At 72.8% G+C, this 12,183-nt stretch carries 10 protein-coding genes and 1 pseudogene; 5 read left to right on the top strand and 6 right to left on the bottom strand.

Annotation, left to right across the window (positions count from 1 at the left end; all coding sequences use genetic code 11):
• Window positions 1–141 precede the first annotated feature (141 nt).
• Window positions 142–1,341 carry an ROK family transcriptional regulator gene (locus OOK38_RS18185; protein WP_266759159.1) on the bottom strand — a complete coding sequence of 400 codons (1,200 nt, stop codon included), beginning with the start codon at window positions 1,339–1,341 and terminating at the stop codon, window positions 142–144.
• Window positions 1,342–1,389: 48 nt separating this feature from the next.
• Here OOK38_RS18185 and OOK38_RS18180 point away from each other — a divergent pair, with 48 nt between their 5' ends.
• Window positions 1,390–2,475 (top strand): Gfo/Idh/MocA family oxidoreductase, encoded by a 1,086-nt coding sequence (locus OOK38_RS18180; protein ID WP_266759160.1) that lies wholly within the window; start codon window positions 1,390–1,392, stop codon window positions 2,473–2,475.
• Window positions 2,472–2,954 (top strand): heme-degrading domain-containing protein, encoded by a 483-nt coding sequence (locus OOK38_RS18175; protein WP_266759161.1) that lies wholly within the window; start codon window positions 2,472–2,474, stop codon window positions 2,952–2,954. Before OOK38_RS18180 ends, OOK38_RS18175 begins: the two co-directional genes overlap by 4 nt.
• Before the next feature lie 301 nt (window positions 2,955–3,255).
• On the opposite strand, the gene OOK38_RS18170 is transcribed toward OOK38_RS18175, so the two are convergent.
• From OOK38_RS18170 to OOK38_RS18155, 4 genes and pseudogenes are all read right to left on the bottom strand, one after another.
• Entirely contained in the window at window positions 3,256–4,113 is an 858-nt protein-coding gene (locus OOK38_RS18170) for a fumarylacetoacetate hydrolase family protein (RefSeq protein ID WP_266759162.1), read from the bottom strand.
• A gap of 186 nt (window positions 4,114–4,299) precedes the next feature.
• Window positions 4,300–5,058, bottom strand: a complete 759-nt coding sequence (locus OOK38_RS18165) for a membrane protein insertase YidC (RefSeq protein ID WP_266759163.1) — start codon at window positions 5,056–5,058, stop codon at window positions 4,300–4,302.
• Window positions 5,059–5,188: 130 nt separating this feature from the next.
• Window positions 5,189–5,497, bottom strand: coding sequence for a DUF6412 domain-containing protein (locus OOK38_RS18160; protein WP_266759164.1), 309 nt, complete (start codon window positions 5,495–5,497; stop codon window positions 5,189–5,191).
• 351 nt (window positions 5,498–5,848) lie between these two features.
• A pseudogene (locus OOK38_RS18155) lies at window positions 5,849–6,361 on the bottom strand (winged helix-turn-helix transcriptional regulator); the annotation flags it as partial.
• Window positions 6,362–6,499: 138 nt separating this feature from the next.
• On the opposite strand from OOK38_RS18155, the gene OOK38_RS18150 reads away from it, so the two are divergent.
• Window positions 6,500–8,002 (top strand): MFS transporter, encoded by a 1,503-nt coding sequence (locus OOK38_RS18150; RefSeq protein WP_266759165.1) that lies wholly within the window; start codon window positions 6,500–6,502, stop codon window positions 8,000–8,002.
• 223 nt (window positions 8,003–8,225) lie between these two features.
• Here OOK38_RS18150 and OOK38_RS18145 read toward each other — a convergent pair whose 3' ends face one another.
• A complete protein-coding gene (locus OOK38_RS18145) occupies window positions 8,226–9,050 on the bottom strand; it encodes a class E sortase (protein ID WP_266759166.1) in 825 nt (274 codons plus the stop codon).
• A 443-nt stretch (window positions 9,051–9,493) separates the two neighbouring features.
• Here OOK38_RS18145 and OOK38_RS18140 point away from each other — a divergent pair, with 443 nt between their 5' ends.
• Both OOK38_RS18140 and OOK38_RS18135 read left to right on the top strand, forming a co-directional pair.
• Window positions 9,494–10,969, top strand: coding sequence for a beta-1,6-galactanase (locus tag OOK38_RS18140; RefSeq protein WP_266759167.1), 1,476 nt, complete (start codon window positions 9,494–9,496; stop codon window positions 10,967–10,969).
• Window positions 10,970–11,141: 172 nt separating this feature from the next.
• Window positions 11,142–12,158: an SEC-C domain-containing protein gene (locus OOK38_RS18135; RefSeq protein WP_266759168.1), complete on the top strand. Its 1,017-nt coding sequence runs from the start codon at window positions 11,142–11,144 to the stop codon at window positions 12,156–12,158.
• Window positions 12,159–12,183 lie beyond the last annotated feature (25 nt).

The following is a 12,183-nucleotide window of genomic DNA, read 5'->3' as shown; positions in this document are numbered from 1 at the left end:
CGGGGCTCAAGCGCGGGGCCTCCGCCCGGCCACCCGCGAGGCCCAACCCACATCCCCTCCGCCTGGTCGGCTCCCCACCGAGCTGCCCGCATCCTCGTCCGCCCGGCCGTCCCACCGGCCCGGCCGCCCGCACCCCCTCGCTCAGCCCTCTCCCCGGCCGAACAGCGGGGCCAGCAGGAGTTGGGCCGCGCCCTCGGCCACTCCGCGTGCCCCACCGGGGGCCACCCGGACCGGCACCGCGGCGCCGCCCCCTTCGCGCCGGGCCCGTTCCTCCAGGACGGCGCCGACGCCGCGCACGAAGACCTCCTCGTGGGCCGCGACCGTGCGCCCGCCCAGCAGGACGAGGTCGATGTCCAGCAGCCCCACCAGATTCGCCGCTCCGGCGCCGAGCACCCGGGCCGCCTCGTCCACGGTCCCGCGCCCCACCGCGTCCAGACACAGCACCTCGATGCATCCCCGGTTCCCGCACTCGCACAGCGGCCCGTCCAGCTGGATGACCTGGTGCCCGAACTCCCCGGCCCCGGTACGGGTCCCCCGGTGCACGACCCCACCGAGCACGAGCCCGGCTCCGAGGCCCGTACCGAGATGCAGATACGCGAAGGATCCGCCGCCGGAGAAGCCGGTGCCGGCGCCGGTGCCGGACCCCACCGCGACGCCGAGTGCCGCCGCGTTGGTGTCCTTGTCCACCACCACCGGCAGCCCGATCCGCCCGGCCAGCGCGTCCCGCAGCGCGAACCCGTCCCACTCGGGGAAACCCGTGACCCGGTGCAGCACCCCCGAGCTGTGATCGAGGGGCCCCGGCAGCGCGACCCCCACACCCAGCGGCGACACCCCGCCGAGCAGGGCCGAGACCTCCCCGGCCGCCCCATCGACCACCGCGTCGGCCCCGGCCCCCAGGTCCAGCGGTGCGCGCCGCTCGGCCACCACGGCGCCGGTGAGGTCACAGAGCACCACGGTCAGCTCGTCCCGGTCGAGGTGCAGCCCGACCGCGTGCCCCGCCTCGGGCACCAGCCGCAGCACCGTACGGGGCTTGCCGCCCGTGGACGCGCGGCGCCCCGCCTCCGTCGCGAGACCGTCCGCCCGCAGCCGCGCGGTGATCTTGCTGACGGCCTGCGGGGTCAGTCCGGTCCGCTCGGCGAGTTCGAGACGGCTGATGCCGGCGGCCCCCGCCGTGCGCAGCAGATCGAGCACCAGCGCGGCGTTGTGACTGCGCAGGGCGGGCAGATTCACCCCGGCCGCCCCGGCACCCGCGCCGGTTCCCGGATTTCCGGGAACACCTTGGTTCCCTGGAATCCCCGACACCCCGGCCCCACCCACTTTGGTCCTGTTCACATCACCCATTGTCCCCCGCGCTTGCACTTTGGCAACAGCGTTGCGAAAGTAGGACCCATGACAGGCATGACTGGTACGCCCCTCCGCGTGGGTCTCGTCGGCTACGGCCTCGCGGGTTCCGTTTTCCACGCCCCGCTGATCGCCACGACCGAGGGCCTCACCCTCGACACGGTCGTCACCTCCCATCCGGAGCGCCAGGCGCAGGCCCGCGCCGAGTTCGGCGACGGACTCCGCTTCGCCGCCACGCCGGACGAACTGCTGGCACGCGCCGACGAGCTCGACCTGATCGTCATCGCGACCCCGAACAAGACCCATGTCCCGATCGCGACCGCCGCCCTGAAGGCCGGCATCCCCGTGGTCGTGGACAAGCCCATCGCCGGTACGGCGGCGGAGGCCCGCGAGCTGGCCGCCCTGGCCGACGAGCGCGGCCTGCTGCTCTCCGTCTTCCAGAACCGCCGCTGGGACAACGACTTCCTGACGCTCCGCAAGCTGATCGCCGAGGGCGAGCTGGGCGACGTCTGGCGCTTCGAGTCGCGTTTCGAGCGCTGGCGCCCGCAGCCGAAGGGCGGCTGGCGCGAGTCCGGCGACCCGGCAGAGATCGGAGGTCTCCTCTACGACCTCGGCAGCCATCTCGTCGACCAGGCGCTCGTCCTCTTCGGCCCCGCGGCCTCGGTGTACGCCGAGTCGGACATCCGCCGCCCCGGCGCGCTCACCGACGACGACACGTTCTTCGCGATCACGCACACGAGCGGGGTCCGCTCCCACCTCTACGTCTCCGCGACGACCGCGCAGCTCGGCCCGCGCCTCCGCGTCCTCGGCTCGCAGGCGGGGTACGTCAAGTACGGCCTCGACCCGCAGGAGGCCGACCTGCGCGAGGGCAAGCGGCCCGGCGCCACGGCCGAGTGGGGCATCGAGCCGGAGGCCCTGTGGGGCCGCGTCGGCTCCGGCGAGTCCCCGCTGACCGGCGGCGGCCGCCCCGAGCCCACGGTCCCGGGCGCGTACCCGGCGTACTACGCGGCCGTCGCCGCCGCCATCCGTGACGGCGGCCCCAACCCGGTGACCGCGCACGAGGCCGCGGCCGCCCTCGACGTCCTGGAGGCGGCGCGCCGCTCCGCCCACGAGGGAGTGGTGGTGTCCCTGTGAACGCGCCCGCACCGGAGATCGCCGAGCTGATCACCGAGCTGGAGGAGCAGGAGCGCCGTCTGACGCTCCCCCGCTTCACCCACGACGACGCCTGGGCCCTCGGCACGCTCCTCGTCGAGCTCGCCCGCGAGCGCGAGGCGCCGGTCGCCGTCGACATCCGCCGCGGGGGCCAGCAGCTCTTCCACGCGGCGCTGCCGGGTTCGACCCCGGACAACGACGCCTGGATCGACCGCAAGCGCCGCGTCGTCGAGCGCTACGGCTGTTCCTCGCTCCTGGTCGGCTCCCGCTTCCGCGCCAAGGGCACGACCTTCGAGGAGTCCTCGCGCCTGGACCCCGACACGTACGCGGCCCACGGTGGCGCGTTCCCGATCGCCGTGACGGACGCGGGCGTCATCGGCACGGTGGTCGTATCGGGCCTCCCCCAGGTCGAGGACCACAAGATGGTGATCGAGGCCCTGGAAAAGTTCCTCTCCGCCTAGCACGCCACCCCCGCGCCCCGACCAGGGGCGCGGGGAGCCCGCAGATCACCACGGACAGCGGCCTCGTCAAGGGGCGCGGGGAACGGCGCGACCAGCCACGACGGACCCGCGGCCGAAAGCAGCCACCAGGCCCCCCGAGGGGCGCGAGGAACTGCGCGCCCAGCCACAACACACCCGTGGCCGAAGGCGGACACCAGACCCCCAAGGGGGCGCGGGGAACGGCGCACCCAGCCACAGCGGTCCCGAGGCGGACAGCACACCCCCGCCCCAGCGGACCCCAACCGCAAACCAAGCGGAGCGCTTACGCGTTCTTGAGTTCCTGCCGCTGCCGCCCCAGCCCCCCGATCTCCAGCTCCACCACGTCACCCGCCCGCAGGAACGGCTTCGGCTCGGGCTGACCGAGCGCCACCCCGGCCGGCGTACCGGTGTTGATGACATCGCCGGGGTACAGCGTCATGAACTGGCTCACGTAGCGGACGACCTCGGCCACCGGGAAGATCTGCTCGGCCGTCGTGCCGTCCTGCTTCAGCTCACCGTTCACCCAGAGCTTCAGCGACAGGGCCTGCGGGTCCGGGACCTCGTCCGCGGTCACCAGCCACGGACCCAGCGGGTTGAACGTCTCGCAGTTCTTGCCCTTGTCCCAGGTGCCGCCCCGCTCGATCTGGAACTCGCGCTCGGAGACGTCGTGCGCCACCGCGTACCCGGCGACATGGGCGAGCGCCTCCTCCTCGGACTCCAGATAGCGGGCGGTACGGCCGATGACGACCGCCAGCTCGACCTCCCAGTCGGTCTTCACCGACCCGCGCGGTACGAGCACGGTGTCGTTCGGCCCGACCACGGTGTCCGCGGCCTTGAAGAAGATCACCGGCTCGGCGGGCGCCTTGGCGCCGATCTCCCGGGCGTGGTCGTGGTAGTTGAGCCCGATGCACACGACCTTGCCGATCCGGGCCAGCGGCGGTCCGACGCGCAGTCCGGCCGGGTCCAGCGCGGGCAGCTCACCGGCCTCGGCGGCGGACCGGACGCGACCGAGCGCCGCGCCGTCGGCGAGCAGCGCCCCGTCGATGTCGGCGACGACGCCCGACAGATCCCGCAGGGTCCCCTCGGTGTCGAGCAACGCGGGCCGCTCCGCCCCGGCCGTACCGACTCGCAGCAGCTTCATGGTCACCATCTCCCTCGATCGCGGGCCGTCGACCGACGGGTGCAGCCATCGGAGGACTGGTCGATCCTCCAAGCATGCTGTCCAGTCCGCAAGACCCCGTTCACGGACTGGACCGCTCGCACCTGCGCCGCACCTGCGCCCGGCCTGCGGAGGAAGACTCGTCAGACCAGCACCGAGGAAACCCCGTCAGACGAGAGCCGCGGTCGCGGGCGCGGCCCCCGGCATGTCCCGGTAGAGCACCGCCCGCTCCACCGCGCTCCAGGTCGTACTGGTCACCACGTACAGCGCGGCCGCCAGCGGCACGACGGCCACGGTGAACAGCGTGAAGAAGGACATGAACGGCATGAGCTTGGTGACGGAGGCGAGCCCGGGCACCTGCTCGCCGTCGCCCACCACGGGCGCGGAGGCGGTCATCCGCTTCGTCCGGGAGTAATTGAAGGTGGCCACGGCCGCGACGACGGCGAAGAGGGCCAGGTAGACGAGGCCGGCCGGCCCGAAGAGCCCGCCGTCGCCGAGCGCGTCCGCCCACCGGCCCCCGAGCGGCGCGTCGGACAGCGTGTGCCCGAGCAGGGCGTTGGCCTCGCCGCCGATCGTCGAGCTGGAGAAGAGGTGGTAGAGGAGGAAGAAGGCCGGCATCTGGAGCAGGCTGGGCAGGCATCCGGAGAGCGGCGACACCTTCTCCGCGGCGTGCAGCTCCATCAGCGCCTTCTGGAGCTTCTCGGGGTCCTTCCCGTGTTTCTTGCGCAGCTGTGCGATCTGCGGCTGAAGCGCCGCGCGCGCCCGCTGCCCCCGCGCCGCCGCCCGCGACAGGGGATGCACGAGCAGTCGCACGAGCGCGGTGAACAGGACGATCGCGGCAGCGGCCGACGAGGCGTGGAACAACGGCTGGAGCAGGTCGGCGAACCGCTCGACCAGGTGCGCGAAAGCGGACATGAACGTGGACATGGGTGAGCCCTCCGGGGGTCTCGTCGTGCCGGGATGACGGAATGCGGCATGACGACCCGCGCGGGGTCACCTGGGATGGAGAGCCCACCCGGGTGGAGAGTCACCGGGGGTGGAGAGCTGAAGGGGTGCCCTACGCGGTCGCCGGGAGGGCGTGCCCCGGGGCCCTGGGCCGCGGCCGGCCACTGGCGTCCGGATCGCGTTGCGACAGGAAGGCCGTGCGTCGGGCGCGGTCACGGATGGCCGTGCGCACCCGGGTGGGCGGCACGGGGGACGCGCAGCGCGACACGATGAGGGAGCACGCGGCGAAGGCGGACCCGGCCGCGGCGGTGGCGGCGAGCGCGACGGTGGCGGTGAGGCTGCCGGTGTCGAGCAGGGCCACCTCGAGGAGCAGGAGCAGCAGTACGCCGGCGGGGCGGGCGTCGGCCCAGGTCCGGATCATCGGCTGCCCCTCCTCTCGTACGTGGTGCGCGTGCCCTTCCGTTCGTTATACAGGATGCCTCTCGACCGACCCCCCGGATTCGGCCCCGGCCGACCCCCGCCGGTCCACCCCGACCGACTTCCGGCGGTCCACCCCGACCGACTCCGGCTGGTCCGTTCCGACCGACACCGGCTGGTCAGTTCAGGCCGACTCCCGGTGGGCGGTTCCGGCCGACTCCCGCCGGTCCGCTCCGACCGACTCCCGATGGCCCACCCCGGCCGATTCCCGAAGGCCCTCCCCGGCCGATTCCCGAAGCCCCTCCCCGGCAGACCTCCGGGCGGCAACCGCCCCGGCCTGCTTCTGGGAGTCCGTCTCGATCGGCTCCAGCAGCCGCTTCGGCCCCAGCAGGGCCCGGCTGACCGGATCCGCCGGGTCACGGTCGAGCCCGGGGCCCGGTGTCATCTCGACGTCGGGGACGGGCACGACCATGGCGCAGGCGGGGCATTCGCCGTACGGGCCGAGCTCCGTACCGCAGGCGGCGTGCCGGAAGTAACGCAGCCGGGTCTCGTCGAAGTGCTCGCGGCCCCACAGGCCGAGCGAGCGCAGAGTGGGCCACAGGGCGATGCCGCGATCGGTGAGGACGTACTCGTCGCGCGGCGGCGACTCCTGGTAGCGGCGCTTCTCGAGGATGCCCTCGGTGGTGAGCGTCTGGAGGCGGGCCGCGAGCACGGCGCGCGGGATGCCGAGGTGCACGAGGAAGTCGTTGTAGCGCCGTACGCCGTAGAGCGCGTCGCGGACGACGAGGAGCGTCCAGCGCTCGCCGACGATCTCCAGCGCGCGGGCGATCGAGCACTCCTGCGTCGCGTAGTCCTTGCCCAGAGCCATGACCCCACTGTAGCCACTTTTCGACATGTTGGTTCAGTGAACGAACCTTGGGTGTTACGGTCTACTCCAGCGGTAGGTTCAATGACCGAACTTACAGCGCCACCGTACGGATGTTCCGCCGTTTCGAAGGGGCAGGCCATGACCCGGCTCGACCGGACCGACACCAGCACACAGCCCGACCACGCCACCGCGTCCTCCAGGGGCGCCGTGACGGCGACCCCGCCGACCGGTTCGGGCTCCGCGCCCTCTCCGGCCGCCCCGGCCTCTCCGGCGTCGGCGTCCTCGGTGGCCGCTCCGGCGGAGAGGTCTCCGCGGGCCACCCCGACCCTCGCCCTGACCAGTGCCGCCACCGCCGTGGCCCTGATGACGTACACGGCCCCGATGGTCACGCTCCCGGACACCGCGGCCGCGCTGCACACCTCGGTCTCCGCCCAGGCGTGGCTGCTCAACGGCACCCCGCTGGGCCTGGCCGCGCTGCTCCTGGTCGCGGGGAGTCTCGCGGACGACTACGGCCGCCGCCGGATCTTCCTGGCCGGCACCGTCGCCCTCGGCGTCACCACAGCCCTCGGCGCGCTCGCGGGCTCGACCTGGCTGTTCACCCTGACCCGCATCGCGCAGGGCGCGGCGAGCGCGGCGATCCTCGCGAGCAGCCTGGGGCTGATCGTGCACGCCTTCCCGACGCCGCGGGGCCGACTGCACGCGACGGGGGTGTGGGGCGCGTTCGTGAGCGGCGGCATCGCGGTGGGCCCGCTCCTCGCGGGGGCCATAGCGGGCTGGAACTGGCGGATGGCGTACGCCGTCCTGGGCGCCGCCGCCCTGGTGGTCGCCCTTCTCGGAACCCGGGCCCTGACCGAGTCCCGCGCACCCCGCGGCGGCCGTCCCGACCTCGCGGGGGCGCTGACCTTCGGCCTGGCGCTGGTGTCACTGGTGGCCGCGCTGACGCTGGGCCGCGACGGCTGGCTGCGCGCGCCGGTGGGCCTGCTGCTGGCGGCGTTCCTCGTCCTGATGGCCGTGTTCGTCGCCGTCGAACGCCGTACCGGGACGCCCATGATCGACCTCGGTCTGCTCCGCCACCGCCGTTTCCTCGCCTCGTCCGCGGGCGGGCTCTTCATGGGGCTCGCGGTGATCGGCCTGTTCAGCTTCCTGCCGGCGCTGCTCCAGCGGACGCTCGGGCTCTCCGCGATGGACACCGCGTGGCTGTTCCTGCTGTGGTCGGGCCTCTCCTTCACCGTCGCTCTCCAGGCCCGCCGTCTCGCCGGCCGGGTCTCCCACCGCCATCAGCTCGCCCTCGGCTTCGCGCTGCACGCGGCCGGTGTCCTGACGATGCTGGGCGCGGTCGGGGCCGACTCCTGGGCCCGTCTGCTCCCGGGCTTCGTCATCTCCGGGGTGGGCAGCGGCCTGCTCAACGCCGCACTGCCACTGCTCGCCGTCGAATCCGTGCCCGCGACCCGCGCCGCGATGGGCTCGGGCGCCCAGCAGACCTTCCGCTACATCGGTTCGTGCGCCGGGGTCGCCCTCACGATCGCCCTCGTCACCTCCACCGGCGGACCGGCGCACGGCGCGGACATCGCGATCGCCGTCTCGGCGGGGCTCGCCGCACTGGCGGCGGCGAGCGTGCTGGTGCTGCGGGACCGGGCGTAGGCCGGCCGCGCCGGCGTGAATCGCGAGGTCTGGCGCGATTCGGCGGGCCTGGAGTCGGTCGGCAGGGTCGCGTCAGTCGGCAGGCCTGCGCGAGTCAGGGGGCCTGGCCTGCGTCGGCGGGGTTGCTCGAGTCGGCGGCTCTGGCCTGACTCGGCGGGACCGGGACAGCGGGGCCGGGTCAGCAGGCCGGGTCCGGGGCCGGGTCAGCAGGGCTGGGTCCGGGTCAGCGGGGCCGCATGGCGGTGAGCTTCCCCCACACCGCCATGCGGTACCTGGAGGTGTACTCGGGGGTGCACGTCGTGAGCGTGATGTAGTACCCGGGCTCGCTGTACCCGTACGACGGCCGGACGGTGCTGCGGGGCACCGGGCGGATCACCCCGCCGTCCCGCGGGGAGGTCTGCGGGAGCGTCCGGTCGACGGTGTACGTGTAGACGGCGGTCCTCGTCTCGACGGTGATCGTGTCGCCGTGCCGGAGCCTCGGGAGGTACCGGAACGGCTCCCCGTGCGTGTTCCGGTGCCCGGCGAGCGCGAAGTTCCCCGCCTGACCCGGCTGTTGGGTGCCCTTGTAGTGGCCGACGTAGCCCTTGTTGAGGACGTCCGGCTTGCTGACACCCTCGGCGACGGGCACCCGGAGGGAGAGGCGGGGAATGCCGAGGACGGCGTAGGCCTGCGACCAACGGGGCCGCGTCCGGCCACTGTCGGCCCCTGCCCGCCCGGCACCGGACGAGGAAAGCCGTCCGGTCGACCGCCCGGCACCGCTCTTCCCCTCCGCGCTCTTCCCCTCCCCGTTCTTCCCCGCGCCCGGACCTGCGCTCGCGTCGGGGTCGCCGCTCCCCGGGGCCGGAGCCCCCCACTCCCGCTCCAGCGCCTGCACCTTGCGCTCCGCGTTGTGCTGCGCCTGCCGGTTGGTCCACCACACCTGGTGCACGACCAGGAGGAGCAGCACCACTCCGACGGTGACGAGCACCTCGGCGCCGCTCCAGACCGCGCGCCGGTACGCGGCCCGCCGTCGCCGCGTGCCGTGGTGCACGATCCCCGGAGCCCGCATCCGTACGCCCCCTTCGCCGGGCCGCACGATAGGCGGCACCCCGCCAACTCACCAGCCCCGCGCGGCATCCGTACGCGGCGACGCCCCGGCGCCCGGTACCGGGGCTCCTGGCGAAGAGGCGCCGAACGAAGAGGCTCGGCGCTCCACGGACGGGCCCCTCCCCCAGGAGAGCCGCCGGACGAAGAGGCTCGGCGCCCCACGGATGAGCCCTCCCCATGAGAGCCGCCGCTCCCGCGCATGCTTTCTCCACCGGTTTTAGAAAGGGCTGTCACAACTCTCGACAACCCCACACGCCACACCCGATGCTTCCTGATGGCATCAGCGGGACGGGCGAGCGCCGGTGGGGACGAACCGGCGGCCGAGCCGAAGTCGAGTCGTAATCCGACGGCCAACTCCGGTGGGACGACCGGGAGTTGCGCTTCAGACGGACGGAGAAGCCAGCCATGATCCGACGCAGAACACTTCTGGCCGCCGCGGGCGGTACGGCCCTCGGCGGCGCCCTGGCGACGGGCACCGCCCGCGCGGACGCGACGATCGCCGTCAACCCCGCCACGACGTACGGGAAATGGGAGGGCTGGGGCACTTCCCTGGCCTGGTGGGCCAACGTCTTCGGCGCCCGCGACGACTTCGCCGACCTCTTCTTCACCACCAAGTCGACCACGTACAACGGCGCTTCACGCCCCGGCCTGGGGATGACCATCGCCCGCTACAACCTCGGCGCCTGCAGCTGGAACACCGTGGGCGGCGAGAGCATGACCGCCTCCGCCAACATCCCCTCCTTCAAGCAGATCGAGGGCTACTGGCAGGACTGGAACAACGAGGACCCGACATCGGCGGCCTGGAAATGGACGGCGGACGCCACCCAGCGCGCCGCCCTCACCAAGGCGACGGCACGCGGCGCGTCGAGCGAGCTGTTCGCCAACTCCCCGATGTGGTGGATGTGTCTGAACCACAATCCGTCGGGCGCGTCCGGCGGCGGCAACAACCTCCAGTCCTGGAACTACCGCCAGCACGCCTCCCACCTCGCGGCGGTCGCGCTCTACGCGAAGACGAACTGGGGCGTGAACTTCGCCACCGTGGAGGCGTTCAACGAGCCCGCCTCCAGCTGGTGGACGTCCACCGGCACGCAGGAGGGCTGCCACATGGACGCGTCCGTCCAGGCGGCCGTACTCCCCTATCTGCGCAGCGAGTTGGACAAGCGGGGCCTGACGGGAACCAAGATCTCCGCGTCGGACGAGACGAGCTACGACCTGGCCCGGACGACGTGGAACTCCTTCGGCTCGACGACCAAGGGCCTGGTCAACCGGGTCAACGTGCACGGCTACCAGGGTTCGGGCGGCCGCCGGGACCTCCTCTACACGGATGCCGTGACCTCCTCCGGCAAGGCGCTGTGGAACTCCGAGTACGGCGACGGCGACGGCACCGGACTGACCCTGGCGAGCAACCTCCTCCTCGACTTCCGCTGGCTGCACCCGACCGCCTGGGTCTACTGGCAGGTGATGGACCCGACGGCGGGCTGGGGCATGATCAAGTACGACGCGAGCACCCTGACGGCCGGCGCGGTGGAGACGAAGCTCTATGTGATGGCCCAGTTCAGCCGCCACATCCGCCCGGGGATGACGATCGTGGACACGGGCGTGGACTACGCGGTGGCGGCGTACGACGCGACGGCGAAGCGTCTGGTGATCGTCGCGGCGAACAAGGCCGCGTCGGCCCAGACCCTGACCTTCGACCTCTCCCGCTTCACCACGGTCACCGGCGGCACGGGCGGCCTGGTCCCCCGCTGGAACACCCTGACCTCCGGCGGCGGCGACCTCTACACACCCCATTCGGACACCTACCTGACCGGCAAGTCCCTCGCGGTGCCCTTCGCGGCGGGGGCGGTACAGACGGTGCAGGTGGACGGGGTGGTGGTTTGAGGCGGGGGTGAGGGGCCGCTGCGGCACGAGCCGCAGCGGCCCGTCGGCCGACCGGTCGCCCGGCCAACGCGATGACGCGATGACGCGTTCCGGAATATGCCGTCGGGGACTCCCGCGTCTCTGGCCTGCAGGTCTCTCTTCTTGGCGGCCCGGCGGCAGTACGGTGTCCACCATGCGCCCCGACACGCCTGCCGAGAACGTCGACCACACCGCCGAAGCGGCTCGCCTGGAGCGGACCGCCGGCCTCTATCCGGAGGACGCCGAGCACCTGCTTCTGCAGGCTGCGGCTCACCTCGAACTGGCCGGCGACCGCCCCGGCGCCACCACTCTCTACGACCGCCTCCTCGCCTCGGACACCCCCTTGGAGGGGCCGTATCTGGTACGCGCCCTCAAGGCCTCGAACCTGTGGGAGTACGACCACGAGGCCGAGGCACGCGCGATCATCGACGGAGTCAGGGCCGCGGCCCCCCGTGACCCGGCCCCCTGGGTGATCGTGGCGGAGGCCCTGGAGTCGCACGACGAGCTGGAAGCGGCGCAGGACACCTTCACCGAGGGAGCGGTCCTGCTCCTGACGGACGTACCGGAGCCCCCGTACTCCACGCTCCCCCTCCTCTTCGGCCGCCATCGCGTGCGCCGCATGCTGGGCGCGGCCCACGACGAGTGGGACGCCCTGGCCGACACCCTCCACTCGTCCCCGATCTCCCTGGACGAACTCCACGACCCGAAGCGGGTCTGGTCCCTCGGCTCGGACAACCCGGCGGAACTCCAGGCCGAGATCACCCGCCTCCAGGCCGAACTGGGCGCCTACCGCGAGGCCTTGTCCCGCCCCTTCCCGGTGGCGGTCCTCCACTGGTCGGCGCCCGAACTCGCGGAACTGGTCGCCGCGTACCCGGATCTCACCGCCGAGTACCCCTCCCACGAGGAGCACCTCGCGACGATAGAGGCGTCCCTGCGCGAACTGGCCGCCTCCGGCACCCCGAACCTCGGCATCGTCACCGCCACGGTCCCGTCCTACGAGGCCTTCGCAGCCTCAGAAGCCTCGTCCCCGTCGGACACGACCCTGCTCCCCCAGTACGCGACGACGCTGGCGGCCCGGGGGTTGGCGGTGGCTTGGCCGCCGCAGAGGACGAGCGAGTGCTGGTGCGGGTCAGGGCGGGTATATGGGGAGTGTCACGGCGTGGGGGCGTAGCAGCACCCGACTTCAGGAGCACCGG

It is taken from the genome of Streptomyces sp. NBC_00568, assembly GCF_026341855.1.
Lineage (GTDB): Bacteria > Actinomycetota > Actinomycetes > Streptomycetales > Streptomycetaceae > Streptomyces.
This window is presented reverse-complemented; position numbering and strand designations above follow the sequence as displayed.

Excerpts from the sequence above, each read along its gene's own strand:
- OOK38_RS18160 (WP_266759164.1), bottom strand. The coding sequence starts at position 5,497 with ATGATCCGGACCTGGGCCGACGCCCGCCCCGCCGGCGTACTGCTGCTC.
- OOK38_RS18145 (WP_266759166.1), bottom strand. The coding sequence starts at position 9,050 with ATGCGGGCTCCGGGGATCGTGCACCACGGCACGCGGCGACGGCGGGCC.
- OOK38_RS18140 (WP_266759167.1), top strand. The coding sequence starts at position 9,494 with ATGATCCGACGCAGAACACTTCTGGCCGCCGCGGGCGGTACGGCCCTC.
- OOK38_RS18185 (WP_266759159.1), bottom strand. The coding sequence starts at position 1,341 with ATGGGTGATGTGAACAGGACCAAAGTGGGTGGGGCCGGGGTGTCGGGG.
- OOK38_RS18150 (WP_266759165.1), top strand. The coding sequence starts at position 6,500 with ATGACCCGGCTCGACCGGACCGACACCAGCACACAGCCCGACCACGCC.
- OOK38_RS18170 (WP_266759162.1), bottom strand. The coding sequence starts at position 4,113 with ATGAAGCTGCTGCGAGTCGGTACGGCCGGGGCGGAGCGGCCCGCGTTG.
- OOK38_RS18165 (WP_266759163.1), bottom strand. The coding sequence starts at position 5,058 with ATGTCCACGTTCATGTCCGCTTTCGCGCACCTGGTCGAGCGGTTCGCC.
- OOK38_RS18135 (WP_266759168.1), top strand. The coding sequence starts at position 11,142 with ATGCGCCCCGACACGCCTGCCGAGAACGTCGACCACACCGCCGAAGCG.
- OOK38_RS18180 (WP_266759160.1), top strand. The coding sequence starts at position 1,390 with ATGACAGGCATGACTGGTACGCCCCTCCGCGTGGGTCTCGTCGGCTAC.